The 25,492-nt window shown below is 53.6% G+C and carries 25 protein-coding genes and 5 pseudogenes; 17 read left to right on the forward strand and 13 right to left on the reverse strand.

Translation table 11 applies throughout. The annotated features are described in order from the left end of the window. Window positions 1-27: 27 nt before the first annotated feature. The 5 genes from queC to NUH87_RS28350 are packed head-to-tail and all read right to left on the reverse strand — an operon-like array spanning window position 28 to window position 5,160. Window positions 28-729, reverse strand: a complete 702-nt coding sequence (queC, locus tag NUH87_RS28330) for a 7-cyano-7-deazaguanine synthase QueC (RefSeq protein WP_338523592.1) — start codon at window positions 727-729, stop codon at window positions 28-30. Window positions 730-759: 30 nt separating this feature from the next. Beyond that, a complete protein-coding gene (gene dbpB, locus NUH87_RS28335) occupies window positions 760-1,815 on the reverse strand; it encodes a DGQHR domain-containing protein DpdB (RefSeq protein WP_338523593.1) in 1,056 nt (351 codons plus the stop codon). Then, a complete protein-coding gene (dpdA, locus tag NUH87_RS28340; protein WP_338523594.1) occupies window positions 1,812-3,110 on the reverse strand; it encodes a tRNA-guanine transglycosylase DpdA in 1,299 nt (432 codons plus the stop codon). Before dpdA ends, dbpB (NUH87_RS28335) begins: the two co-directional genes overlap by 4 nt. Beyond that, a complete protein-coding gene (dbpB, locus tag NUH87_RS28345; protein WP_338523595.1) occupies window positions 3,107-4,228 on the reverse strand; it encodes a DGQHR domain-containing protein DpdB in 1,122 nt (373 codons plus the stop codon). The genes dpdA and dbpB (NUH87_RS28345) overlap by 4 nt, the downstream gene beginning before the upstream one ends. After that, window positions 4,225-5,160, reverse strand: a complete 936-nt coding sequence (locus NUH87_RS28350; RefSeq protein WP_338523596.1) for a hypothetical protein — start codon at window positions 5,158-5,160, stop codon at window positions 4,225-4,227. Before NUH87_RS28350 ends, dbpB (NUH87_RS28345) begins: the two co-directional genes overlap by 4 nt. A 182-nt stretch (window positions 5,161-5,342) precedes the next feature. On the opposite strand from NUH87_RS28350, the gene dbpB (NUH87_RS28355) reads away from it, so the two are divergent. From dbpB (NUH87_RS28355) to queD, 3 genes are read left to right on the forward strand one after another with little or no spacing between them, the layout of a single operon-like run. Then, a complete protein-coding gene (dbpB, locus tag NUH87_RS28355) occupies window positions 5,343-6,398 on the forward strand; it encodes a DGQHR domain-containing protein DpdB (RefSeq protein ID WP_338523597.1) in 1,056 nt (351 codons plus the stop codon). A 36-nt stretch (window positions 6,399-6,434) separates the two neighbouring features. Further along, on the forward strand, window positions 6,435-6,875 hold the full coding sequence (locus tag NUH87_RS28360; RefSeq protein WP_338523598.1) for a hypothetical protein: 441 nt from the start codon (window positions 6,435-6,437) through the stop codon (window positions 6,873-6,875). Between the two features lie 32 nt (window positions 6,876-6,907). Continuing rightward, window positions 6,908-7,270: a 6-carboxytetrahydropterin synthase QueD gene (gene queD, locus NUH87_RS28365; protein WP_338523599.1), complete on the forward strand. Its 363-nt coding sequence runs from the start codon at window positions 6,908-6,910 to the stop codon at window positions 7,268-7,270. Between the two features lie 472 nt (window positions 7,271-7,742). On the opposite strand, the gene NUH87_RS28370 is transcribed toward queD, so the two are convergent. Then, window positions 7,743-8,426 (reverse strand): hypothetical protein, encoded by a 684-nt coding sequence (locus tag NUH87_RS28370; protein ID WP_338523600.1) that lies wholly within the window; start codon window positions 8,424-8,426, stop codon window positions 7,743-7,745. 538 nt (window positions 8,427-8,964) lie between these two features. Here NUH87_RS28370 and NUH87_RS28375 point away from each other — a divergent pair. Next, on the forward strand, window positions 8,965-9,408 hold the full coding sequence (locus NUH87_RS28375; protein WP_338523601.1) for a hypothetical protein: 444 nt from the start codon (window positions 8,965-8,967) through the stop codon (window positions 9,406-9,408). 81 nt (window positions 9,409-9,489) lie between these two features. Here the strand turns inward: NUH87_RS28375 and NUH87_RS28380 are convergent. After that, a pseudogene (locus tag NUH87_RS28380) lies at window positions 9,490-9,618 on the reverse strand (class I SAM-dependent methyltransferase); the annotation flags it as partial. Between the two features lie 86 nt (window positions 9,619-9,704). Between NUH87_RS28380 and NUH87_RS28385 the strand changes: the two are divergent. After that, a complete protein-coding gene (locus NUH87_RS28385; protein WP_338523602.1) occupies window positions 9,705-10,631 on the forward strand; it encodes a LysR family transcriptional regulator in 927 nt (308 codons plus the stop codon). On the opposite strand, the pseudogene NUH87_RS31420 reads toward NUH87_RS28385, so the two are convergent. From NUH87_RS31420 to NUH87_RS28395, 3 pseudogenes are all read right to left on the reverse strand, one after another. Next, a pseudogene (locus tag NUH87_RS31420) lies at window positions 10,623-10,733 on the reverse strand (hypothetical protein); the annotation flags it as partial. The gene NUH87_RS28385 and the pseudogene NUH87_RS31420 overlap by 9 nt on opposite strands. Window positions 10,734-10,813: 80 nt before the next feature. Next, window positions 10,814-11,668: pseudogene (locus NUH87_RS28390) on the reverse strand (AMP-binding protein); the annotation flags it as partial. Window positions 11,669-11,707: 39 nt separating this feature from the next. Next, window positions 11,708-11,926 (reverse strand): annotated as a pseudogene (locus NUH87_RS28395) (hypothetical protein); the annotation flags it as partial. A 301-nt stretch (window positions 11,927-12,227) separates the two neighbouring features. Between NUH87_RS28395 and NUH87_RS28400 the strand changes: the two are divergent. Further along, window positions 12,228-12,458, forward strand: coding sequence for a hypothetical protein (locus tag NUH87_RS28400; RefSeq protein WP_338523603.1), 231 nt, complete (start codon window positions 12,228-12,230; stop codon window positions 12,456-12,458). Window positions 12,459-13,006: 548 nt separating this feature from the next. Here the strand turns inward: NUH87_RS28400 and NUH87_RS28405 are convergent. Beyond that, entirely contained in the window at window positions 13,007-13,243 is a 237-nt protein-coding gene (locus tag NUH87_RS28405; protein ID WP_338523604.1) for a hypothetical protein, read from the reverse strand. 152 nt (window positions 13,244-13,395) lie between these two features. Between NUH87_RS28405 and NUH87_RS28410 the strand changes: the two genes are divergently transcribed. From NUH87_RS28410 to NUH87_RS28455, 10 genes are all read left to right on the forward strand, one after another. After that, complete coding sequence (locus tag NUH87_RS28410; protein WP_338523605.1) at window positions 13,396-13,797, forward strand: hypothetical protein; 402 nt, start codon at window positions 13,396-13,398, stop codon at window positions 13,795-13,797. A 1,925-nt stretch (window positions 13,798-15,722) separates the two neighbouring features. Beyond that, entirely contained in the window at window positions 15,723-15,977 is a 255-nt protein-coding gene (locus NUH87_RS28415) for a hypothetical protein (protein WP_338523606.1), read from the forward strand. Continuing rightward, window positions 15,958-17,655 (forward strand): ParB family protein, encoded by a 1,698-nt coding sequence (locus tag NUH87_RS28420; RefSeq protein WP_338523607.1) that lies wholly within the window; start codon window positions 15,958-15,960, stop codon window positions 17,653-17,655. Before NUH87_RS28415 ends, NUH87_RS28420 begins: the two co-directional genes overlap by 20 nt. 25 nt (window positions 17,656-17,680) lie before the next feature. Beyond that, window positions 17,681-18,232: a DUF2857 domain-containing protein gene (locus NUH87_RS28425; protein ID WP_338523608.1), complete on the forward strand. Its 552-nt coding sequence runs from the start codon at window positions 17,681-17,683 to the stop codon at window positions 18,230-18,232. 310 nt (window positions 18,233-18,542) lie between these two features. Continuing rightward, window positions 18,543-19,355: a PFL_4669 family integrating conjugative element protein gene (locus NUH87_RS28430; protein ID WP_338523609.1), complete on the forward strand. Its 813-nt coding sequence runs from the start codon at window positions 18,543-18,545 to the stop codon at window positions 19,353-19,355. A 4-nt stretch (window positions 19,356-19,359) separates the two neighbouring features. Next, complete coding sequence (locus tag NUH87_RS28435) at window positions 19,360-19,932, forward strand: DUF3158 family protein (protein ID WP_338523610.1); 573 nt, start codon at window positions 19,360-19,362, stop codon at window positions 19,930-19,932. A gap of 2 nt (window positions 19,933-19,934) precedes the next feature. Continuing rightward, window positions 19,935-20,342: a single-stranded DNA-binding protein gene (locus tag NUH87_RS28440; RefSeq protein ID WP_338523611.1), complete on the forward strand. Its 408-nt coding sequence runs from the start codon at window positions 19,935-19,937 to the stop codon at window positions 20,340-20,342. A 255-nt stretch (window positions 20,343-20,597) separates the two neighbouring features. Continuing rightward, the gene (locus tag NUH87_RS28445; RefSeq protein WP_338523612.1) at window positions 20,598-21,491 is read left to right on the forward strand and encodes a hypothetical protein; all 894 of its coding nucleotides are present in this window, start codon (window positions 20,598-20,600) and stop codon (window positions 21,489-21,491) included. A gap of 293 nt (window positions 21,492-21,784) precedes the next feature. Next, window positions 21,785-22,477 carry a DNA/RNA non-specific endonuclease gene (locus NUH87_RS28450; protein ID WP_338526990.1) on the forward strand — a complete coding sequence of 231 codons (693 nt, stop codon included), beginning with the start codon at window positions 21,785-21,787 and terminating at the stop codon, window positions 22,475-22,477. Window positions 22,478-22,732: 255 nt separating this feature from the next. Then, window positions 22,733-23,326 carry a hypothetical protein gene (locus NUH87_RS28455; RefSeq protein WP_338523613.1) on the forward strand — a complete coding sequence of 198 codons (594 nt, stop codon included), beginning with the start codon at window positions 22,733-22,735 and terminating at the stop codon, window positions 23,324-23,326. A gap of 209 nt (window positions 23,327-23,535) precedes the next feature. On the opposite strand, the gene bamE is transcribed toward NUH87_RS28455, so the two are convergent. Next, window positions 23,536-23,904: an outer membrane protein assembly factor BamE domain-containing protein gene (gene bamE / locus NUH87_RS28460; protein WP_338523614.1), complete on the reverse strand. Its 369-nt coding sequence runs from the start codon at window positions 23,902-23,904 to the stop codon at window positions 23,536-23,538. 73 nt (window positions 23,905-23,977) lie between these two features. Here bamE and NUH87_RS28465 point away from each other — a divergent pair. Further along, window positions 23,978-24,214, forward strand: a pseudogene (locus NUH87_RS28465) (transposase domain-containing protein); the annotation flags it as partial. Between the two features lie 74 nt (window positions 24,215-24,288). On the opposite strand, the gene NUH87_RS28470 reads toward NUH87_RS28465, so the two are convergent. Further along, a complete protein-coding gene (locus tag NUH87_RS28470) occupies window positions 24,289-25,218 on the reverse strand; it encodes a hypothetical protein (protein ID WP_338523615.1) in 930 nt (309 codons plus the stop codon). Window positions 25,219-25,492 lie beyond the last annotated feature (274 nt).

The raw sequence follows: 25,492 nt of genomic DNA on the forward strand, positions 1-25,492 counted from the left end.
ATTTGATTCGCCACCGCTGAACCATCGTCAATCTCGTTCTTGAATGTACTGCTCATATCCAGTTTTGCGCAGTTCGCAAGCTGGGCACGTTCCGCACCCGTAGCCCCATTCATGTTTATGCTGTCGAGTCCCGAGGTAGCAGGTGTGGGACTCTTCTTGGATCAGTTTGACAAAATCTTGATTCCCTAGGTCTTCAGCCAAACGCCAGGTCTGAGCTTTGTTGAGCCACATCAAGGGAGTTTCAATGATCACCGGAGCGTCCATCCCGAGGCTCAAGGCCACCTGGGTGGCTTTCAGGGTGTTGTCCCGGCAGTCTGGGTAGCCTGAATAGTCGGTCTCGCACATTCCCCCGACTAGCACTGTCAGGCCTCTTCGGTAGGCAATAGTTGCTGCGAATGTCAGAAAAAGCAGGTTTCTTCCGGGTACGAATGTATTGGGAAGTCCATTTTTTTCAAATTCTATGGTTTTCTCAGCGGTCATTGCCGTATCGCTGATCTGACCGAGTAATTTGAGATCAAGCACGTGATCTTCACCGAGTCGCTTGGCCCAGTTCGGAAATCTGTTACGTACCTCCTGCAAGATATTCAGCCGACATTCGAGTTCGATCCGATGCCTTTGGCCATAGTCAAAACCGATGGTCTCGACGTGTTCGTAACGTTCCAGCGCCCAAGCAAGGCAGGTGGTTGAGTCTTGTCCGCCTGAAAATAAAACTAAGGCTTTAGTGTGCATACTGCTCTCCTCGGAACTGGTTGTTTGGATTTAACGTCGTTTTAGTTCTTGTTTTAGTTTGTCGGTCAGATACTTAGTTAGTAGTCCTATATCAGTGGGCGTGTTCTGGATACCATTCCAAGGGCGTCGGTCGGTTTCAGAAATATGCCAATCGCCGCTTGTCCACGCCGTATGAGGCTTCAAAAGCTTTAGGCCTTTGATGAATCCTTCCTTGCTAGTTGTGCCTTGATCGGAGTAAAGCAATTCCATAACGAAACTCAAAGAAACCAGTCCCGCCCCGTGCTTCAAACGTGAATTCCTAGGCGCTAGTCCTTCCCATTCCGATTTGAAAACAACACGCACTGCATGGAAAAAGTTGTTGATGAGTTCGATGCTGCGCCCCTCAAAATCATCAAATTTCATGAAGCTACGAATCGCGCCATCATTCGCAGAGTTCATCACGAACTTCTGCATTGCCGTATCGCTTAGGACACCTCTAGGATTCGTATGTTGCTTGACTTCGCCAAATAAAGAAGAGTTTGGTAGGAAATTCAGTAGGTCAATAATGCGAGCTGCAAATTTGCGACTGGTAAATCGTTCTGGCAACCCGTCGACGGTTGGCAAAAGTTCATAGATCAGAGATTTTGGCAGCGGTCGGGTATTGTTAATGAGCACGAATTGTTGCCGCAGTTCGTTGTAATCTTTACAAACTAATGCCGATATAAATACCTGGAATCCAGGTTTCTCCATCGTAGCAAGGGCGCTGAGTCTTTGTTGTCCATCGACCACGAAGCCTGGCTTGGATTCGGTAGCATCAATAACGATTTCTACAATACCTTCACCGAGGTCTTTAATCGTTACTCCGCCCAGAAAGGCCAGGATAATCGCGTTTGGGAGCAACGCATCATCGCGCTGAAGATAGTCGCGAATATCTCTGATGTGCGACGCGACTTGATGGCGCTGAAAACCTTTGAGGTGGCCTTCTTCATCGCGGCCGACTCTCTCAATTTCAGAGAACTCTAAAATTTCATTTGGAGTGGCAGCAAACGAAAATACGTCATGCCCCGAGGCCTGTTGGGCGCGCACACCCTTAAATCGATAGATCATTGTTTCGAAAGTTCCAGGGTTTTCTGAAGGTGGCGGTGATACACGCCTAAATTATGAAATCCGCGTCTTTTGTTCCGATTGCTGGCTCGAAAGATAATAGTTTCGATACCCGCGGACTGACAAATCGAACATTGGCATTTTTGCCAAGGTTTATCTCTCAGCGTTGGTGAGATTAGCCGGATATGTTTGGCGATTTCTTTTTCCATTTCTAGTGGCGATAACGTCGTGCCGGAAAGGGTCAGTCGGAGATAGTCTACTAGTACGGCTAAGGTGGAATCAAAGTCGAGCAGATTTTTATCGTAGTCGCGTATCGCTAGCAACGCTGCTTTTTCTTTGATTTGTAATTCCTCTGCGCTCAGAGTACCTTTTTTTATTCCTTGCATCAGGCGTGGGTTTTCAATTGCCTGTGGGATTCGGATTGCGGTGTAATAGTCCAGTTTTTTCGTGTCGTTACTCATGTAGTAATTACACTTTGCATCTTTAAATGCACGTATAAGTGGAGAGGTTGAGTCAAAGCTGGTAATGCCATATCCAGTGAATTCATGAATATTTTCAGCTTTGGCGAAACCCAGTAGATGGATATTTGTCTCGGGCTTGAGGATAGCTCTCAACTCTTTCAAAACTTCATGGATTTGGTCAACCTTCAAAGGTACTAGACCTCCGATAGCCAAGTAGCGATAACCCATGTCTTCTAGTTGTTTTGCAGCGTTCGCCATGCTTCGAGGAGACCAACCCTGTACCGCTCCAAGAGGTTCGAAAGGCCATTCCGCCTCCTTCACTAAATCTAGAAACTCTTGAGCATTTTTGAGCGTGATTTCGTACCGAAACAGCACATCTTCCGACTGGCTCAACGCTGGAGGATTGCTGGAGTCGCAGTTGAATATGATGTGGTCCGGCGAGCAACCGTGGGTGAATCCCGCATCCGAGTAAAACTCTACTACTTCGCTTGGGCTATACGCAGGGGTAGGGTGCTCTACATAGGCGAATGCCCCGCAGTCACCAAGGACCATCGTGTCTTTGAACTGGACGCCATCGAGTCGTAGAAATTTGCGCGCTCCTTCTCTCAGGAAACGCTGCTGCTCGGAAGTCGAGTATCGAACCTTTGAATTAGCGACGCCATTTGCAGGGCGCACTGCGCTCATCGAGACCAAGAGCCCGTCATAGGGGACGGGGGTCATCATTTCGTGCGCATACTGGTCGTCCCAATATCTCTTCCGGCCCGGCGCATTTCGATCGTTGATGAAGTCGTAGTCCGGGTCTACGTAGTCTTGGGTGTCGGCGTATAAAAATTTCATGGGTGAGCGCTGGTCATGTAGAGGCGGATCAAGGTTTCTTGTAGTGCCTTGATATCTTGAGGGGTGCTTTGGATTTCGTTCCACTGGACGTTGATCATCGGCCACTGACCCGACGTCCATGCGCAGTAAGGAGCAACTTTTGCCAGTTCTTGTAAGACGGCTTCGTAGGTTTCGCGCGGACCACCAATTTTGGCGTAGATACGATCCATAAGCACTCCTGTGGCGATGATCCCCGCTGAGTGCATAAGTCGACTGCTCTTGGAGTCAAGTGCCCATGCTTCTGGAAACGTTTCACGCACAGCCCGCCAGAAGGTCATTAGTAGGTTGTACATGGACTCAACGTTCGCCGCGCCGTTGGTGCTAGAGGTATAGGGGGCCAACGCGCCTAACGGATTACTGATACTGTTGCGGATCATCGTTATTACCGCTGTGTCAGTGATCACTGCTTTGCTATTTTGCTCGGATGATCTCCTTATGAGTTTATAAAAAGGGGAATTGGGATCACGACTAAGAAGCCCGCACAACTCAGCTGGTGCTTTGCGAGCACTCAGTTCGCGGGGCAAAAGGATACTGCCTGTTTCCGGTAGTAGTTCGTTGATCAGTCGCGTGGGCAGGGGCTTGGCCTTGTTGACCAGAATGAATTGCTCGCGCTGGGTGGTCAGGCTGTCGGACACAAATCCGATCACTGGAACAGGAAGATCCGAATTGGCTGCTTTCGCCAACGCCAATGAGCGCTGTTGCCCGTCCACGATCCAGGCAGACCTCATTCCTTCCTCCCTGATCGGGATCGTCAGCGTACCCGCTTGCGAAAGCCCCGTGTCTCCTGTTGGCTTGCTGCCGCGTGTTGCAACAAAACGCAGATCAGGAGACAGCGCTAAGATAATCGCATTGGGAAAAAGTACATTCCCTTGATTTAGGTACTCGGTGATCCCTTTGACATGGTTCTTGATTTCAGGGCGCTGAAAGCCCTTGAGCGGGCTGCTGTCTTCGCGCGACAGGCGGCTGATGTCAGCAATTCGGACCAAGTCAGACCCCCTGATGAATAATGCAAATACATCAAGGTTGTCTCCTTGTGTGGTGCGTAGTGCTCGCACCACAATCGCATCTTTGCTCGTCATGCGTTGCTCTCTATGCTGTCTTGACCTTTGATGTCCTGCCAGATCCTCCTAAAGCGCGATTGCTCGCACGATACCAGGGCTTCGTCTCTTAAGTAGCGTAACAAACGGGTGGAACTGCCTTGGTGGCGAGCCCAGGCGCACTCAAGCATGAAGGTAATCTCATCGTCCGATGCGCGCCGCCGGATGGTCGTTTTTGCTCGGGACAAAAGATCCATGGCCGCACCGACGCTCTTTCGAGCGGTCTCTGCAGGAGCATTCGACAGGTCAAGAACCTCAACAAAATGACGCAGGGCTCTTTGAGGAAAGTCGTTGCGGGTGCCTGGTAGAGTCGAGGTTTCAAGGCGTTCGTCATACGGCATTGCTATGCGTCGCAAATGACTGGGAAGCATTTCAATGCCAGGGCGCGAGGTGAATATTCTGAGCTTATCGATTTCCACATCCCTAATTTTTCTGAGGTCTTCGCCTATCAACTGGAGATAGTTTGAAGAGAGAGCAATGAGCACCAAGTCGACGTCGGGTTGGCTGACGAGGTCAGCGATCGCGCTTCCTTTGGACTGTGTGGCATTCATGGCTTCCCACCAATCTGATGCTTGCGCCCCCAGTTTTTCGAGACGTGGGATGATAGAATTCGGATCCTGAGCCACCGTCAGGTTGTACGGTGGACATTTGTGATCACCTTCAACCAACCCCAAGCCGGTCGACGCAAACATTAGCTTTGCGTCCAGCTTTATTGCTACGCGCCTAGCATCAGAAACGCTTCTGCCTACGTAAAGTGAGGATGCCGTCAGAGTGGTGGGGCGTTCGTCTATTTGCCCCATCCATGCCTTTGCCATGGCAGCAATCGATGAGTAGCACTGATCCTTCAGCACCACCGGCGGCAGGCCGTCGAGACGCTTTCGATTGGTGCAGTTGGTGACGATGACGGTTCTCATGGGGAAAACTGTAAGCCTGTTTTGACAGATGCCGCATTTATTTGAGGTTGGCAATTTACCATTTAATAACTGTATGGGCCAATGCGCTGAGGCTGGTTTTTATGCGGAGGGGTTGGTATAAGAACCCCAAAACTGCTGCTACCCCTCCTTCTGGGGTGCCGTTCGATGAAGGAAGAGATTCATTGCTTAAGTTCAGCGCAATCAAGGCGTTACAGAGCCCAACCCACCAGGTGGTATCGTTTGCGGCTACCGTTGAGCAGATTTTGGCGATCGCTAGCATCGACCGAGTCAAGCGTGATGATCGTGGCGCCCTTCATGGCTTTCAGCGGCCGCAGGTGTCCAAACACATACGGGAGATCCGCGACTACCTCTCCCGTCCCGATGCGGTCATGCCTAATGCTGTGGTTTTAGCGTTTACCAGCGGAGTCCGGGTGGTGGATGGGAATGGGGCCTATGCAGAAATAGAGGTCGATGTTTCATCCGGCCCCCCAGGATTTGTTGTGGATGGGCAGCAGCGCCTGTCAGCGTTAGCTGGTCTTGAGGGGAGTTCTTTCCAGCTACTGGTATCTGCTCTGGTGTGTGAGAGTCCGGAAGAGCTTCGCCGGCAATTCATTCTCGTCAACAACACCAGTCCACTGCCGAAATCGCTGGTATATGAGCTGCTCCCCTCTGTCAGCGGCCTTCCATTCAGAATGACCTCCCGAGCGCGCGCAGCCCGCATCGTTGAAATGCTGAATTACGATGATCGGTCTTCTTTGCAAGGGCAGATTAAGCAGCATACCAACCCCTCAGGGGTCATCGGCGATACGTCGCTCCAGAAACTGGTAATGAATTCCCTTTCTGATGGTTACTGTCGGGAGGTGATTGAGTTATCGGGAGGTGAGGATCGATGTTTCTTGGCCATCAGTGAGTTTTTTCAGGCGGTTCAGGAAGTGTTTGGCGAGGCCTGGCATGGCCACACGCCTAAAAGTTCTCGTCTCGTGCACAGTGCGGGAATTATTTCTATGGGGTTTGTTATGGAGCAGTTATGTGCTACCGGCGCGCCTCTGGCTCCTCTATTCAAGCTAGGCCTTAGAAAACTACAAGGGTATACAGCTTGGACGCTAGACTCTGGGGAGTGGTCGTTTAAAACGGGTAGCCGACCGTGGAACGGTATTCAGAATTTACATGGCGATATTCATATTTTAACTGATCATTTGATTAGGGTGGTTCGGCGTTCGGATCTCGAGTTTAGCTAGCTAATATTCGTTATTAATAATTTTGGAGGCGCTATAATGACATTGATTTCTTCAGATTTTTCCCCTGCGCTAGCCAGTGATGCCTGTGTCAAAGAGTTTTCAGAAGTTATTTTGCATCTGTCTATGGCTTTTCAGGAAGCATTAAGGAGGCTTGCAGGGCAGGACGAGGCTTTCCCTTCGGAAGGGTATGGCATGCTTACTGAAGCGTACGGTTTGCGGACGCGTGCGAATATTCTATATTTAGCACCGTCTACCCATACTGTGCAGGCTTTAAGTTTTTCCCAAACAACTTTGTTGGTAAAGCTTGAAGAGGTATTGGATCTCCTAAGTGCTGTGATCGATCTTCATACGGTTAATTCAATATTGGTTTCTGTAATGACTATTGCATCGGCGCTAGGCGAGGGGCGGGCTAAAGTCGTAGAGTTTTTGTTTGAAACTTTATGTGCTGATCTTGAGTCTTGGAAGGCTTTAGTCTAACTGATTGGGTTCTCGTAGATGTGGAGGGTTTGATGGAGATTTTTAAAGAGTTTGTTTTTGAGGCCGCTCATCGGTTGCCAAACGTTCCTGCGGGACATAAGTGTGGGCGCCTGCATGGTCACTCCTTTCGTATTGCGATTTATGTTGAAGGTCCTGTCGGAGAAGCATCGGGTTGGGTTAAAGATTTCTCTGAGATAAAGGAGGTTTTTGCGCCTCTATATGAGCGTCTTGATCATAATTATCTTAATGAGATCCCCGGGTTGGAAAATCCGACAAGTGAGGTTTTGGCCATTTGGGTCTGGGGTGAACTCAAACCATTGCTTCCTGAGTTATCCGCAATACGTATTCATGAGACATGTACAAGTGGGTGTGTTTATAGAGGACCGGAGGCATAACCACTCTTGATTAAAGGAAATATAGCTATGTGTGGTATGTAATTGACTGAGCGGTTCGATTGGTACTGTCTTCGCAAAAATTTGTGTCGGTAGAGAGGTCGCTCCGCGACAGGCCCTCGCTAGGCGGAGATAATGTGCAGAGGCATAGCTGTAACGATCGGAGTTAGTAGTTGGCTGAGGACAAAGGTGACGCGCTGGGTTTGGGCTGGTAAATGGACAATTCTGGGTTGCCCTCGGCCTTGTTGTTGGGCGCTCAACGCCATTTATAAATTGCAACGCCAGTGAGCCCAGGCCGTGCACATTTGTTTGCAATGACTGTGGGTGGAAGAAAACACTTGCGCTACAAAGTGACGCGGTGGGGCAGGGTGAGTGGTTTACTCACTGCCCCAGGTGTAGCGGCCAGAATCTGATCCATCGGCATGCCGCATTTATCGATCGAGCGCTGGCTGAGTGGCTTTTGAGACTGCTATGGTCACTCGGTGGTGGCGCTACCACCCTCTACATGAAGCAGAAACACATCCCGAGCCACGCTACCCACATAACGAGTCAGTGCATAATTGGCTGCAGTACCGATCACAACGCCCACTCCGAATGGAATAGCTTTGGACGCTGCAGCTTTGGTGAAGTTGATTCCCACCTGTTTGAAAAGCTGTTTGATGGTCTGAAGGGTGGCGCCTTTGAGGTATTCACTGACAACCTTTACGGCCGCCTTCGACGCGACCTTAGTGGCGCTGCTTGAAGCCATCTGCTCCAGCGATCCACAAAGTGCGATGACGAAGGACATATGTTTGGCGTCTTCATTTGAAATTTTATCGTTGATAGCAATGCCAAGGCACATCGTCATATCGATTTGCAGTTTCATGCATAACGAAACGTCCGCTACACCGCCTCCAACCATGGCCACTGCAGTCCCGATACCAGGGATGACGCCTGCTAGGGACGTTGCACCACCGGTGGTTGCTGCCATTTTGGAGTATCGTTCGATGATTTTCTCAGTGACCAGCGTCTGGATGCGCTTGTTGCTGGCATCCGGCTCTGCACTGCGGACCTGGTCTTTATACTGAGAGACCAGTTCCCGCGCGTCCTTGGGTGTGATGGCAATGGCCTCGACAAGCTTCATCAGAGAGGAGCCGTTGTCTTCCTTTTCTTCCGTCATGCAAAACCTCTATCCGTGTGCTGACTAAAAAATCTGGGGTGCCGACGGATTGTGTTCAATTTGGCCCTTTTCTCAAGGGGCGGAATTGCAAGGGCGTTCCATCGGATGCCAATAGTGGCACTTGGCTTCTTTTAGGTAAACTGCGATATCAGGTAAGTCTGGCTTATCCCCGCTCTGGGCTCGATTTATTTTCCCTTTTGCCCAAGGCACAGTTCAATCAATACGAGAAACGGCCTGCCAAAAAAACTCATATTTCCCACATGCTTCAGGCATGGGAGAATATTGCGTGCGCCAAACGCCGGGGCTACTGTTCACGTGTCGCTGCAAATTCAGCGACGCGGGTTTCGCAGCCCGGTCGTAGACAGGCGCACAGCGCCGCGAAAGCGGCTTTTTGTTGCTCGCGTTATGGCGAGCTGTGCGCAGGAGGCTTCGGCCTGCCGGGTTCCTGTTTACCCTGGTCTGCGAACCTGCGCGCAGTTCGCCACCCTTGCGTCGCAGCGAGGATGGATGAACTCCCTTTATAAACAGGAGATTCACCATGACTAAGAAAATCACCCCCGATCCACCCCCGATTCGTAAAACCCTCAGCACCGCCGACAGGGCGATGTACCTGCGTAAACACTCTGATACCCCTTCCAACGAGCCCGAGCCGGTCCCAGCAAATACTCCCCGTTTGCTCGATACCCTCACGTTCACGTGCACCAAACCCGTCATCCCCGAAGCCCCATATAAACCCACGTTGTTTGCCATCCGACCGGGTGTAACTGCCCAGGATGCACTGACCTACGTTTCGAATCTGCTCGAAACGGCGGAACTCAATGGCGACGAAATCAGCCTGCATACCAATCCCGTCGAGCGAGCGCTGTTCTGGGGCATGCTGCATTCGGTGGAGGTGGCGCGTGCGGTGGTGGATGCGTTGCTTGAGGGAGTATCCCCATCCAATCAGCTATCGTCCGCGTTGGACAGCCATCCGATTGATTGAGGTGTGTCTAGCCCTGAAACAGCTTTAAACCTGTTTCAGGGCTAGACAGTAACGTTGGGCCTTCAATAGCCACGTCACTCAAACCCGGTGTGGGGCTAGTACCGTCAACAGGATGACCTGGTCGGTGAGCCGGCCGGTGCGGACGGCTTCGATCCAGGATTGGACATTGTGGTGCTAGCTTTGGAGGAGGGTGGATTCGAAGGCAGGAATTTCGCTATTCGGAGTGGGTGGTTGGATGGAAGGATAGGCCGTAAGGTACACAACAATCGCCAGCCCACTTTAGAGGGCATTAGCCCATGGATAGTAGAACCTTACGCAACCTGATGCACATCGTGCAGACCGGCTCGTTGTCGGCGGCGGCGGAGCATTCCTGTTTGACTGTGCAGGCGTTGGCCGCGCAGTTGAACAAGGTCGAAGAACAGTTTGGTTTTCGCCTGTTTCAACGTTCCAACAAGGGCTTGACCCTGACCCCGCAGGGCGCGGAGCTCACGCCCTACATCGACAAGGTGTTGGTCGCCACGCGGGAGATGGAAGAAAAAGTCACCGCTCTGAAGGTGCCTGGACAACGCACGTTGAAGGTGGCGTTGAATACCACGCTGTCGGAGGACTTCAATAGAAAAATGATCGGACGCCTGATTGAGGTGTTTCCTGACCATCAGCTGGAATTCAGCTACGCCGAGTCGATGGAAAACCTCAGCAAGCTCAAGAATGAGGACTTCGACCTAGCCGTTTTGATCGGCCCGCAAAAGCACGGATTGCCAAGCATTGTACTGCCCGGTGTTCGCGTTCAGGTGGTGGGCGCTCACTGTGGTCAGGAGAGCGATTCGTGGGTGTTGCTGGGCGATAAGTTTCAGGTTCGTCCGGCGGACGATTGTCCCTATGCCCACAGTTTCTTGCGCTTTCTCGACGCGGGCCTTGGAAGTTATGAATCCGGTCAGCGGATGATTTACTCCTGCAGCGAAACCCTGACCCTTTCGCTGATAACCCAGATGGACGGTCTCGGCATGGTGTCTCGTGAGGCGGCCCAGCGTAACGGCTTGACTATTTTCCCTGGGTTCGAGGATTTCCTCGAAGTGCGGCTGGTGGTCAATAACCCTGAGTTGTCGAGCCAGGCATTAAGCGATGTGGTCGACCTGGGCCCACATGAACGAACCGAGCACAATGTACGTAGCCGTTCCAACCGCCACACTGAGAAAGAGGCTTTTGCTGCCGTACGCACATAACAACGTCGGAATCGCTGCATAAAATTCCGGGCGGCGGCGATCAGTGTGTTGCGGGTGTTGTACAGCGATGCTGGCACGTAGAGCATCGGAAATGTTCTTCAGGGCGCGGAGGTGTCATTGGCGCTGGCCTTCAACCACAGACGCAGTTCCGTCTTGAGGAGATCGCCGTAGCTGTTCCTGAGCAGCACGTTGCGCAGGTCTGTCGGGTAGATGGGGGCGTCCCCATAGATGATGGTCTTGATTCCTTCGCCGTCGTAGCCTTGGCGGCGGGCCTGCTCGACCAGGCACGTGAACATGGCGGGTGCTACGAACAACGTGATATTGCCGAACCCGCTGGCCAGCTCGAACAGCTCGTCGGCCTTGAAGTCGCGAGACTGCGGGACGACATGGCGAGCGGCCCGGCGCACATGGATCAGGCTGTAGAGGCCGGCGCAGTGAGACATCGGCGCTGCATAGACCACGGCGTCATCGGCATCGATCGGATCGACATCGGGCGAACAGCCCTGTGACATGGCCGTCAAGTTGCCGTGGCTCAGCATCACCCCCTTGGAGCGATCGGTGGGGGCGGGGGTGTAGAACAGCCAAGCCAGGTCATCGGCATGACGCGGACATGGCGTGTCCGGCGGCGAAGTGGCCGAGGCGAGTGCTCCCATGTCCTCTCGATCCAGCTCTCGACATGTCTGGGGCAGGGCCCCGGGTGCGAACACCTGGCCGCCATCGGTGAAAATCAACCGGGCCTGGGCCTTGCGCACGATCCAACCGGCCTCGACGGGGTGCAGCTTGTAGTTGAGTGGCACCGCCACGGCGCCGGCCCACCAGATGGCGTAGAGCAGCTCGAGGTATTCGCAACAGTTTTTCATGAACAGTGCGACCCGGTCGCCGGGAGTAATGCCGTGCTCGTCGATCAGATACGCGGCCCGGTGCCGGACCAGAGCGACAAAGGCGCCATAGTTGGCGACTTGCTGCAGCCCTTCGAACAAGGCCGGACGCTCCGGGTAGCGAAGGCCGGCTTCGTCCAGCCAGTTGGCGATATTCATGCTCGGCTCCTGCGTGGCTGAAGGACATGCGCGCACTAATCAGCCGGATGGGGCCAGTACCGGTATGGTTGGAGATGAGTGCATAGCTGTAACGTCGAAAGTGGTCCCGGGCCGCGAGAAGGAAATCGCCAGGATCTGCCGGTACACCATGTCGTGAGAATGAGTACCGCGGGCAGGGGGCATGTAGTGACACATGTCGCGGTTAAGGACGAAGGTGGTTTCGAGGCATTTCTGGTAAGTCGTCGACGCCAGCGGCTCCGTTTAAAGTGAGCATTATTAGTCTTCGCTTTGTTGAGCGGAATAATCCGTTAGCGGCAGGATTTCCGTCCATGAGAAATAATTTCAGGCATATCAAGCGTTGTTTGAGATGCTGCGCAATTCTTGCTTAGCTCCAACCAACGGATGAAAGTATACGTTGCGTTGACGGGTTGAGCCCGCCATACCCATCAGCTTGTCCTTGTTTCCAAAGACGGGTCGGGCTGTTGTTCTTGTCGATTTGCATTGGTGATTTCCAGTATGTAAATTCGCATAACCCGCTGGTTGAAAAGGAGTTAGCTGCGTGGTTATTGATGGCGTTGAATATCGTTTTGAAATTGCATCGAGCGTCACTCCACGGCACGACGGCCTGGCAATCGAATGCTGGAAAGGGAACGATATGGTCTTTGAGGTGTTTCGAAATGATCAGAAGCTCAAGTTCGAAGTGACCTTGTTCATGCAGGGAGTGCCGCTTGAGTTGCTGGAGGAGATCATTCCGAGCGCACGGGCTCGATTGGGTGAGTTTGTTCAGTAACCTGGGGCGAGGACAGTTGTTACAAACGCAGAGTTTCCTGCGCTGCCTCAATTTCAATGCCTGGGGAATTGATGCTTGAGGTCCTGGAGGGGGATGCGATGTTCACATCATCAGGTCATGACGCCGGTGCCGGTTCGATAACCTCAGGTGCGAGCTCCAAACACGAAGCCTTCCAGACGCTGCAACAGATTGCCTTCCGTGCACTGGAACACACTGCCTTCCCTAAAAGGCCTTTAAGGGTAAGGGGGAGCTGATTGAGCTGGCGATGCAGGGGGGCTTGCTCGAGTCGAGCGATATCCGTTTACGTTGTTGCCCGTTTGGTTGACCTGGTAATCCACTGTGGCGGGTATCGATTTCTTGCCGTGGAGCCGAGCGGGTTGCACCAAGGAGGAGTTCGAGGAGGAGGTGGTTTCTGGGCGGGGGGCTGGGACGCCGTCTACGTTGCCAGGTGCTCAGGAGTAGGGGGAGCATTGCCGTGTTAGCTCACCAACCACGCGCGGAGAAATGGTAGGCGCAGTTGGGTGGTGCTCTGGGGACCGGGGCTTAGATCAACTACCTTTGCTTTTTTTCCATTCACTCCAGCAGTTTTCAGGTGCAATATCCGGATAGCCACGTTCCCTTTCCATGTCGAGCGCAACGCTGAATGGTAGGGTGATGCAAACGGCTTGGTCTCGAATACTGCAGACCTCAGCTTCAGTAAGCGGTGAACCTTTTCGCTCTTCAGCAGTGCGGAGAACGGCTACAAGGGCAGGTATAAATACAAGGCATAGCGGATCAGCTTCCATCAACGACCTCCTGAATTTCGGCTTACCATACCTACATCATTCCAACGAGCCAAACGTATTTCAGTAATTGGAGTATTGGCGCGAAGGGCTTGACCGGGCTTTGTACGCTACAGTCTGCTTTTGGCTGATTGCTGTCGGTGCGACCAGTAGTAATGGGCAAAGGCAGCACCGTTGCTGACGAAACACATCACGTAAAAACAGGCGATTTCATGATGCGATTCAGTATCTATAGCGGCTCGGTTTTGGTGGGCTACTCAGCTCTAGAGTCTGGCGACCCTCCCATGGGCGTCGCATTCGGCGTATTCGAGCCTACTGATGGATACGTGGGCATACAGAGCGAATGCCGAACCAATCATAGCGATCAATCCGCTTTAAACCTCTCTGTTCAGACCCGAACAGGCAATGCCATTCCGTGCGTTGGCGTGGGCATTCTGGATTACACCGAGGAACTCACGTTTCCTTGCATTGAGGTCAATATTCTTGGTGTTCCGCATGCTGTGTATGGTGAGTTGTTTCCTGAACTCGTCGCTGCACACGAGCGCCAATTCAACTAATCGGGCCAGCACAACAGGTAGTTTTGGCTCGACGGCGGTCTGTTACCAACGGTGCGGCCGGCCCAGGTTGTGTGAAAACGCGTTCAGTGGTGCCCGTCGCCGGTCTGCCATCCGTAAAAGAGGCGGCGGCTTGTAAGCGCTCCCACGATTGTGCAAGGATTGGCTATGACTCGATTTATTCCAAGCAATCGCCATCACCATCACGGACCTCGCTCAGGGTGCCGCGGTTGCTTGCGCTCATCGATTGATCAGAATTCGAAACATTCACTCTGATCACTCAATGAACCAAACCAAGGCGCCCATGGCGCCTTTTTTATCGCCTGTAAAAAAGGTGGCCCGCGTAAGCGGGCCGCCTTGTTTAGTCCTCGAACAGCTCAATCAGCATGTCCCACAACCATTGCATCAGCTCGCGAATGATCATCTTCACGAGTCGACGGACAATTTTTTTCAGCCATTCGGGTGTACGGTATGCGCTCATTCGGCTCTCCTGCGTGAGCAACTGTCAGGAGGCGCGTTTCAGCCATGTTGGTTCCGAACCCTCACATCGGGCACGGGCACATTTGGAGCGCATCGGCGGTCCATAGTGCTGTGTAGTTGATTAGCGCTCCCGGAGCTCCAGCGCTGCATAGCCCTGGGTTGGGAACTCGCATCAAGCACGGCCATCCCTGGACGTAATTGAGCTAAGTGTTTCGCGCCATCTAATGGGTGCGAATTAGTTTGCGTGCTACAGACGGAGCCTCAATAGACGCTCAACAGAAGAGCACACGTTTTTCTCAACCTCGCTGCGGCGTAGCCGCGCGTATGTTGGAAAATGGGCTTGAGCCCCTCGTGATGAGGGGGCAAATAGCCTAAAGTCCGAGCAGTTCTCGAGGAGAGCCTGCCTGGCTTGGTCCGTGGTCATAGGTCACGGCCAAAATTAAATTTTGCTCCGCGGGCTGCCTAAGGGCCTTGGCCGCTTCGAGCCCTATGAGCTCTGAGCTGACGCAAACACTGACCGGATCCGTGGTGTGCATTGCGTTCTATATTGGGCGATAAGGCACGATGGTGCATTATCGCCAGGTTCTTAATTCCAGGACGCTCGTAAAGAACGTCCAGGTGCCTTGCCTGCCCTCTACTCTATTGGAGGAGGGTAAGTGGGCTGATTGGCCTTAGCGCGCCATTTTTTGGTGGATTCAAGCCCGCAGAAATCTGAGGGATGAATCCGTTGCCATCATATTGGTGGCCAACATGCTATGCAAGCCTCAGCCGTTGGGGCTCAACCTTAGTCGCGGCTCTCTGACGGTTTCGAGCACACAAACGCTGGATTCGGAATCAGCTAGTGGGGCATCGACGCTGATGAGCGGGTCTACACAAACATTGCTGTGCGCGTCCGCGTCTCAAGCCTGTGACGGCCTGGGTCTCACCGCATCGAGCGTCAGCTTTGAGGCGCGACGGGTGTTCTGACTTATGCAGTCGGGCCCGGGTGGCGACGGGTGAATGCCTTGGGTGGTAACCCGTTTTCCTGTGGAATCACAGTCCCTAGCCATAAGCTGACGGCGAGTATCAGGTGTTGGCCGGCCTCGGTTGCAAGACGCTTTTGGGGCCGCGTGTTGTGTTGCTTTTTCGCGTCAGTGAGCGCGGCGCATTTTCTTCATTGGATTGATATCCAAAATGAGCGTCTCACAGCGAGCGTCTGTTTTTTCCTTTTGATGAGACGCTTTTGCTGACAGAAAGCCCAGAGGAAAAGAACTACAAATTTAAAGCGCCACTACGGAATGGATCCGATGCTGAGCGCGATGGTGCTCATAAGCCGCGGACGTGGATTCGGATCTCGCAGGAGGAAAGTTCGGTGGGGTCGGTGGGGATGCTGAGTCAGTCTTGCCTCAAGGCGAAGTAGAAGGGCGGTCTGCTCTGTGGGCGATCGCTAAAACAGGGAGAAAGCACAAATGGATTTGAGCGCTGATGACATGCTTGATGACACCTGCACGGTGCTGTTCAAGCTCAGCAGAGAGTTGTTGGAGAGCCGTGGTTTTCTGTACGAGCTGGCTTGCCGCATGGAAGGGTGGGCAGGGGTTGAGGTACTGCGTGTTCAGCTCGAGGGATACAGCTATGAGTCTCAACCCGATCTTGAGGACTTGGCAGAGGCTCTCGAGGTCGTTGAGGGACGACAAGGAGAGGGCGATGACGGCGCGATTACCTGATCCCGTTGTCGACACCCCGATGGTTGTGACGTTGGACGAACTGCGGGCCTATGAATACGACCCTCGGGTGAACCGCAACCCACGGTATGACAAGATGCGGGCCTCCATCCTCCGTGGTGGTTTGGACGCGCCACCGCCCATAACCCGTCGGCCGGGAGAGGCACACTTCATCACCCGCAATGGCGGTAATACGCGACTGGCGATTCTCAAAGAGCTCTGGCGGGAAACCCGAGACGAGCAGTTCTTTCGTCTTCACTGCTTGTTTCGCCCGTGGCCGGCCCGTGGGGAAGTCGTTGCCCTGGCAGGGCACCTGAAGGAGAACGATCTGCGCGGTGGGCTGACCTTTATCGAGCGGGCGTTGGGTGTGGAGCGCCTTAAGGCGCTCTATGAACAGGAGCTGGAGGCGCAGCTTTCCCAGCGCGAGTTGGCCAGACACCTCATGTCCGATGGTTACCCGGTTTCGCAGTCCCACATCAGCAAGATGCAGGACACGGTGCGCTATTTGCTACCGGCCATTCCCAAGACGTTGTACGCAGGCTTGGGTAAGCCCCAGATCGAAAAGCTGACCGCGCTGCGGCGTTCGAGTGAAAGAGCCTGGTTGAAGCACGCGGGGGCAGCGGTTCAAGCAAGGGATCACGGTCCTCTGTTCCAGGAGACCCTCGCGCTGTTTGACCAGGGAGACTTCAGCTTCGAGCGTTTTCAGGATGAGTTGCTGCACAAGATGACGCAGGTGCTGGGGCAGGATTACAACGCACTGAAACTGGACCTCCTCGAACCCGAACGTCAGGTACCGCAACAGCGCGCGCTGGGGCTTTCCCTGACGTCTCCATCGTTACCGCCGCCGTTGATGGCCGGACAGATAGGGCGGGCCACTGACCAAGCGTCCAGACCGTCAGAGGTGCTGGCGTCGAGCAACCCTGTGATGGATGGCGAGGCGGTTCCGCCTGTGCGCTTGGGCGAGCAGGAGCTCTCTGATGGGCTGCCGTTCACGCTCACGGCAGATGAGCAGCCGACAGGCCTCCAGAGCCATATAGGCTCGACCACACCGCAACGTATGCCTTTCTCTGAAGTGATTGAGCCGCGGCAGGTCAGTGATGATGTTGATGCGGTACCCGGTGTCGAGTCGATGCTCCAACCGTTCGTTGTCACACCAGCGGATGAGCCGAATCGGGTGGAGGATCTTGGCGAGTTCGAAGGTGTTGTCGATGATCCTGAGGGTTTGCGCCAAGTGATTTTTGGTTTGGTGCGGGACATTGCCGATGAGGTGGCGCTGGAGCCTAAATTTTTCTGCGCGAGCGATCAGGGCATCGGTTTTCGGTGTGTCCGTCTGGTGGGCTGGGGCACTGACTCGCTCACTGTCACACCTGAGGGATTCACGCCTCAGGCGCACATTCTCCTCAATTTCTTGGAGGGATTGAGCGACGGTTGTGGACTGGCCTCAAGGCCAGGACCACTCAGGGGCAACGCTAACCTGGCGTTGCCCTTTGAAATGCCCAGCGACCGATTCGCGGTCAAGCTCGGGCAATTACTACTGGGCGGTTCGCCGTTCGACGATCAGCCAGCATCGAGACTGGAGCGTCTCAGCGATGTCGCCCTGATCAAGTTGTTCCGGGTCATACGTTTGGCTCGGCGTCTCGTTGAACGACAGGAAGATCGACCTGTGAATCAGGTCATTTGATAACCATGGAATGGTGGAGGTACATGTGCTCCCTTTGAATCTTGCAGTCGCCTTTCAAGTGTTGGACAACATCAAAAATGGCCAGCTGCGTAGCTGTCTGGCCATGGGGTTTGAAGAGAAGGACCTGCAAACCCTGATTGATCCTCACAGCATGGTGGCCTTGGTGAACTCACCGGTCCCCTGGTTTAAGGTTGTCGTGGATGGGACCATCGTCCACCGGTTGTTGGCCCATGCCAGAAATATGAATGAGGAGGACATGATCCGGCGCGCGATCGGCTTGGGAGCGAGTGCGACTATGATCACTGAGCTCTTTGGATTGCCACCTAAGGAAACCGCCGTTCGGCGCGACATTCTTGGGATTCCCAGTCGTAAGGGGCGCTGGCCGAAAATCGGCCCTGAGCAGGAAGCCATTCTCTGGGGGCATTGGGTCCAGCTCACGAAGGAGCAGGGCACTAACCTACGGGACATGCGCGCTGTTCTGGAGGTGGCCATGCTGATGACAGAGCGCGAGCCAACGCAGAACCTGGCAATGGTCTGGAGCATTATCCAGGGCTGGATCGCACAAGATCTGGTGTGATCGCCGGCGGATCTCTCCATGGCTTTACTTCGGGGACCGCTGTGGGTCCCCGTTCACACAGGTAAGTAGGGCGCTGAGCAACTGTGAGGGGAGTTCTCCAGGTGATTCCACTGGAATCATGCTGGCAGGGCGCTACTGCATTTTCAGTCGGGTTAGCAGGTGACTCGCTTGTGCCATCCCTATTTTTTTCGGCGATTTTTCTCGGTTTTCACCCGCTAAAACGGATCATGCGCAAACCTGTTTGTTGACTGACGCCTCGCCTGTTCCTGATGACACTGATGTCTCGACCTCAATCTATCAGGAGCTTTTCATGTCAAATCCATTTCCACTCACTTTCGGTCCGTTGCGCAGTTCCATGGAGCTGACGCTTCACACTCACCACGCAGCCCTCATCTGGCTAGGCAGACCCGCTGGCGAAGGGAAGAGCGGCATCATCAGCCTTAACGGATTCGTCAGCTTGGTGAACAAGATCGTGCGTGGGGCCGAGCAGGATGACCCTTACGCCGATCTCTGGATGATCCGTATCCACGAGAAGCTTGAGCATTCGAAAGATGCGTTGACGCTGATTCGAGATCGGCTGGATGAGCGGATGGGGTGTCTGCCCACTGCGATCCGTGTGGGTGAAAATTTCAATGTTCACCCTGTCACGTTGCCGCTCCACATCAACACCCAGTTGGGCTTTTTGGCGGTATATCTGCTGATCGACTACGACAATATCGTTCGCCGGTTGCGGTTGGCTCACCACACGGCGCTGATGGGGCGCCGGGATATGGACGTCTGGATCAATGCGGGCAGGAATGTGTTGCGTAGCCTGTTTGGTTTGGCTCAACAGTCCAGGCTCTCCGGAACGACTCGTGAGGATTTCATCGCCAACAATGCCGCGGCGCGTGAAGCCCGGGAGCGGTTTGGGGAGTTGCCGACGGATGTGCTGGAGGGCACTCGGCGTTGTGAATTCGCGCCTGCGATCATTCGGCGTCGTGTGAATGATGTGGGGCGGCTGGAGGTAGTTGAAGCAGAGATTGAGGACGGGGCCGAGGTTGAGGGTGCAGCGGGCGAGAGTCGGGCGAATCCGAGCGTAGGTTCGGCAGACGAAGTGATGGGCTCCGAGCGCTTGGGAGGGTAATGCCATGTCTGTTTCAGGAGACACTTTGGATGGCTCTCGCCCAATGGAGCCGGGGGCTGGGGAAAAACACACTGCCTTCCAGCCGCTGCAACACACTGCCTTCCAGGCATTGGAACACACAGCCTTCCTTAAAGGGCTTTTAAAGCCTTTTAAGGGTAAGGGGGAACTGGCCGAATTCGGGGATGCGTGCAGTCAACTGACGGGCAGTCTGATCGAGTTGGCCATTCAGGGCGTACTGACCCAGGCGGAGCGTTACCCGTTCACGTTGTTGCCCATTCGACTGACGAGACAGTCCACTGGAGCGGGCACGGTGTTCCTGCGTTGGAGCCGGGTGGATCGCAGCAAGATGGGTGTGGATCTGTGGGCGGAGTTGATTCGTGATGAGCTTACCTCCATCAGCCTGGTGCCCGATCTCTATGCGCTGGAGCTCCAGCGGATCGTGATCAACATGCAGATCAGCCTGACCCACAGCATCAGTCGCCAGGCGTTCCTGTGCGCTTGCAAGGTGGAGGTGGCTGATCAGGTTTACCGTCAGCGAATGGATCAACACATCAGCCGTGACACGGAGGAGAACTGACCATGTCCAGCAATTTTTGGGGTGAGGGCAACATCGGTACGAAGCCTGAGTTCAAGGAGATCCCCAATGGCAACAACGAGCCTTACCGGCTGCTTCGGCTGAACGTGTACTTCGACAATCCGATTCCGAAAAGCGATGGCGAGTACGAGGATCGAGGTGGTTACTGGGCCGGTGTTGAGGTGTGGCACAAGGACGCTGAGCGATACTCAGAACTCTATCGCAAGGGGATGCGGGTGCTGGTCATAGGGCGAATGCTCATGGACAAGTGGGAGGATGATAAAGGCGTCGAATGCCGTGCGATGAAGGTTCAGGCCAGTCGCGTGGGGATATTGCCGCATCGTGTCGAGATCGTTGTCATGGCGGCACAGGAGCGCTCTGTGCCGGTCCCTGAGGCTGATGAGCCGGAATGAAGGGGAGGGCGTTGAGTTGGAGGGCAGCGGTTCCTGGGAGGGACTGCTGTCACTCTTGAGTTACTCCATATCGCTTATCAGTGCACTGACACGTCAACCGGGTAGGCGGACTGCAGGCACTTCATCAATGTACTCATCCCCATCGATCCAATCGCGGTAGCCCCGTCCACGGGCAGGGCCGTAAGGATGTGCTCTGGATTTTCTTGGGGGGCTGTCTATATTTTCTTTTCCCATTAACTGTGCAGGCGGTTAGGTGTGAAAATTACTCTTGATGATGCGGAGTTGTTGCAGAAAATCAAACTTGCAGACGCTGTGATAGCTGTGGTTAAGGCAGTGTTGGGCAATACGCCGTTGAATCAGCGCAAGGAGATTGAAAGATTAGATGTGGATGTGTTGGGGGATTTGAACTCCTATACGAGAATCGGGATCGCAAAGCAGTACTTTCTCGAGATTGGTGATAAGAAAAGGCAGCTCAGTCAGGAGTTGCAAGAGAAACATAAGGCTCGATTTGATAATAACTATATTCGGGGTGGGTATTCCAACAAAATAGTCAATCATAGGCCAAAGGTGGTAGTGGCTTCTTTACACGAAGAGGAGCGAGGTGTTTGCCAAGACTATGCATCGTTGGCCTATGCATTGCTGCGAGAGTATCTCCCCGCCTCTGAGAAGGTGAGCTACATATACTCTAAAAGCATTGTTCATTTTTATTGTGCGATTGGCGATTTCGATGTGAGGAATGCCTCTAATAAAATAATCGTCGTTGATCCTTGGTATACAAAAGCTCAGGCTATTTTGTGGCAGCACAGTCACCACAAAGCGCAAAATTTTGGTGGTGCGGTTATCTATTGTAAGCCAGGGAAGGCGAGTCGGGATGTTGCTACTGATCCGCCTAGTACAGAATATGCTGTTAGGTTGATAGCATCTGCTCGGCATAAATTTGAGGAAACCGCGAAATCGTGTCGCCTGAGATTTGATAGGACATTGGAAGGGAGGTTGGGTAAGGGGGAGTATTATGAAGAGGATCCCAGGGCGTTGGATACTCAGGCTTACGCACATGCACTCAATAGAAATAACAGTTCTCAATATGGTAATAATGTTTATACATATAAGGATAACTCGAGGCTTGTCGAGTATATTGCACCGGATTGAATGTCTTGGTGGGCTCGCTTTAAGGATTTGCTAGCGTGTGTCGGAACATCATGGTGGGAGAGACTGTCCTTGCCAAGCTGGCCGCCGAGCAAGCCGGGGCACTGAAACAGTACGCAATAGGCACGGGAAGAGGCTTGAGCTCGTCGTGGCTTACAATCAGCGCGCCATCCTCAGTTCAGTCATAGGGACATGTCATGCGAACGAATCAACTCCTGGGCACGCTGTGTTTCACCTTTCTGGTCATCTCGGGCTGTCAGAGCCCCACACAGGAAACGCTTAGGTCACCAGTCCCCATGCGGGCTGCTGCTGTGTCGAACATTGTCACGCTCGACAAGGGTGGCTTCGTGCTGACGTACGACTGCACGAACCACACAGCGTTGCGTTATCAGTATGTGCTGACCGCCGATACCGGTTCCGTGCCGCGTCCTTCGTCGTTTCGCCTAGACCCGGATCTGCCCAGTGGCTGTGGTCAGCAGTCCAGTGCGGCGACTTACTCCAGTGTCAGCGGTTGGGACCGGGGGCACCTCGTGACCTCCAACCACATGGACTACGACGAGACCTACATTCGTCGCGCCAACTACATGACCAACATCGTGCCGCAGGTGGGCACCTTCAACCGCGGTATCTGGAAGCAGGCGGAGGAGGTTGCCGAGTGCTATCGGGACCTGGCGACGGTTCACGTCTACGGCGGTGTGGTGTACAACGATCCGTCTAACGATTACTTCGTGGCCTCCCATGGCATCCGCACGCCTGACTATTTCTGGAAAACCGTCGTCACCACGAACGCGGCCGGGGAGACCCAGGCCATCAGTTGGTACATTCCCAATCAGGCTGGGCTGAGTAATCTGGACACCTACATTCGAAGCATCAATGAGCTCGAAGCCGAGGTCGGGGCTGAGAACGTGAACATCCCGGTGTCGGCCAGTGTGAAGGCGCAAAAGCCGGCGGCCACCTGGCCGAAGCCGAGTGGGTGTGACCTCAGCTAGGCAGGTAGGATGATTTGGTTATTGCCACGAAGTCCGCTTCTGGCCGAAAGTGAAGGACCCGAAGCGACCCAAAGCTGCCTGAGAGAATAAGCCTGAAACAGTTATTCAAAGCCCCGATAGCGTGACCGAGAGATCAGGGGCTCTTTGCTCCAACGAACACTGCGCTCCGCTCCAAGCAGAGCGAGCAAAGCCTACCCCGGATGATGGCGTTATGCCCATTGGTGTTACCATCACGCTAAATTGTCTGGGGTATCTATGCGTCTTTTACCGCTGATTTATCTGGTTGCCACCCTCACACTTGCTGCCTGCAGCATTCCATACCAAACCCCACAGGCCAGGGCTCAGATAGAGCAGGACTTGGGTGTTTCAGCCAATGACATTGTCGCGATATCTGAGTCTGGTTTTTGCAGGCTGGAGTACGGCACTGAAGCGGTCTGCCATGCAGAGCATGGTCTGGCAGTGCTCACCCGACAGGAGCTGATTCTTAGTCTCTATAAGAACGACAAATATGTTCCCGCACATGTCCTGAAAACCGCTGATGTGCTCTGTGGCCATACAGCCACATCGAGAGAGGCGGCAGAAGCACTAAATATGTTCACTATGGACTATACCTTTGTATTGCTACCGGTAGATGCTCAAAAGAAATGGAATGGGCCGATGCATAGACAAATGATTGATTATTTATTGGCTAACGGTCAGCCGCTGCTGATCGGGAGCGGGGGGAAATCTTCTAGGTTGAGCGATAAAGAAAAAATTGTGAGCGGGGTGATTCCTGGAACAAGAATTCCTTTTTTTACTGAATTCAAATACTCCGAGCAGTTCAACCCTTGCCCCGTTGCCAAAGGCTGATGCAAGCCAAGCGTAAGTGTTTCAAGAATCGTGATTCTCTGGCGTCGGGCTAACAGAGAACTCTATGAAGATTGCCATCGACCAGCGTGCTGACTGCGGAACATTGGGTCGATAGCGGCTGATGACAGGCCGCAGTCGACCCGAAGCGGCCATCAAAACTGCGCACATACAATGTTTAATAGGCGTGTCGAGAAGTTACTGACCATCACTTACTCAGAGATATAATGATACTTGGACACGACGTGTCCATCTTGAGAATAGCCTATGCCCCACGCGCTTAAAAAATATTCGTAGCGCTCCTCCGTAACGCAACGGCCATCGTTCTTGCCGCGATAGTCTGCGTCACTTCCCCACCAAAGAGTTTCGCCGCAAGCTCGAACGACACTTGGCGTCCCAAGAAGTGCAACGACTTGCTGCTGGGTTGCGCCCATCTGTACTTGCTCGAATGCTTGATCGGGATTAGGTTCCAAAAATGAACTGATGCAGAATCCAATGATGGGCACTACTAATACAGCTAAGACCGTCAGTAGTAAAATTCGATTGGATACTGAACCGATATTTTTTGTATGGCTTGGCACGTGATATCCATTGAATAGTGAGATTGCGGTAGCTTAGCAGCAATGCGACCGTCCCATTTTGGCCGCAAGCTGAAACAACCCGGTTGAGAACCAGATACGACCATGGGTGCTTGGCCGCTCAAACTGGTTGTTTGCCGGGTCGCTGCGCAGCGGTAAGCGGGCGGCTGCAATCATGAGCTTGATCCAGTCGGCGCGCATGAATGGGCATGATCCGTATGCTTATCTCAAAGATGTGCTGACGCGGTTGCCGACGACACAGCGGGCCAGTGAGATCAGGCAACTGCTACCGCATCAGTGGATGCCGGCCTGACTTACGCATTTCGAAGAAACAGCGACCGGGTGCTAGCTCCAGTCGCTGTCGTGAAGGGTTACGCTATGCAGGCATTAAGCACTTTTGTATTTGTAATATTCGTCGGAGCGAACCCATTTCCCCAGGTCTACGTTCCTCCAGTCGGGTGCGATTGCACTGGATAGTGCCCCTGGGCCCGTCCGTGAGGTATCGATGGTTTGTATATCGGAAAACGAAGCCGTGTCGCGCCGACCTTCATAGACAGTGCTTCTCAGCACGAAGGTCCCGTTCTTCTCATCGATACTTTCCAATATGCCTTGTACGGCCAGCGGATTCCCGCCTCCGGTGGTCGTCTTGCGCCAGACGAGCAGATACTGGTTGAGTGATTGCTTGAGTTGGGCCGCCACCTGAGCACGGGTGACATACTCATTGACATAAGCAGCACAAGCCGTGTTGACGGGGCTGAGGATATTTCTGATCTGCCGCTTCTTGTTGTAGTACTCCCGCATAGGGTCCGCACCAAGTTCTTCGGAAGAATAGATGGAGTTTTGGCTTGCGAGGTAATTGTAGGCATCGCTCGAGGCCATTTCAGCGGCGGCAGCATCGGCAATCGAATCAGTACCGTTCTTGCCGGGTGCAACCTTGGCCGCGTCATCGGTTACGGCTTTGATGGCATTGATGAGCGGCGCATTGTCACTAACTTGGCCTTTCCGGTAGTCGGAATAGGCTTTCTGGTAGGCGGTGTAGGCAGCTTCAAGCGCCTCGTTGCCCACCTTGGCTTTCACGGCAGCATCGAGTGCCTTGCGGGCCTTGTCGAAGGCGACGATGGGCTCACCCTTGTCGAGAGCGGCGGTGAACACTCCCCAGACCAGTGCATACACCTGGGCATCCCGCAGCGCCCGCACCACATCAGGGTCAGTAGCAGCGTCCTTTTTTTCTGTGATGATAGCGAGGCGATTTTTTACCGCGTCGTAGGTTTTGCAGTCGCGAATACTTGAGAGCAACGCGTCCAGTTCTGTAGCCATAAAACGGACTCCTTGTCCGATCAAATTGGAAAGGCGCTGGCACTTCTGTTTGCCAGCCTGCCCATGTATAGGCCACCTTTTGAGAGGCTGCCACTGTCAGTTTGTTTTTTTCTTACAACGACTTACAGGTGATTGGCCGGTAGATCCGGGAGTGGACTTCGAAAACGAAACAGTGAACAGCCTAGGTTCTGCCACCGTCCGCGCGGCACGGGGGATCTACGAGGTAGATTTTCTTCTCCCAGACAAACGCTGAACATGAGCAAGATGTGTTGCG

Source organism: Pseudomonas batumici, assembly GCF_036585405.1.
GTDB lineage: Bacteria > Pseudomonadota > Gammaproteobacteria > Pseudomonadales > Pseudomonadaceae > Aquipseudomonas > Aquipseudomonas batumici.